Genomic DNA, 215 nt, shown 5'->3' on the forward strand with positions numbered 1-215 from the left:
GGAACACATCAAACTCGCCACCGACTATCAGAAATCCCAACTCAACCTCGGCCATATCGTCGATTCAAACCGCAACAAACGCGGAGAGAACGGCGAAGGCTTCGAACTCAGAACCGACGGCTGGGGTACCGTACGGGCGGGTAAAGGCATACTCGTCAGCGCACAAAACCAAGATGCTGGCGGTAAAGTGCTGGATATGGACGATGCCATCGCAC

At 54.9% G+C, this 215-nt stretch carries 1 protein-coding gene; it reads left to right on the plus strand.

Annotation, left to right across the window (positions count from 1 at the left end):
- A partial coding sequence (locus ACTHUT_RS22455) for a type VI secretion system Vgr family protein (protein ID WP_440386938.1) occupies positions 1-215 on the plus strand: 215 nt, incomplete at both ends.

The organism is Neisseria sp. P0022.S010 (genome assembly GCF_051956635.1).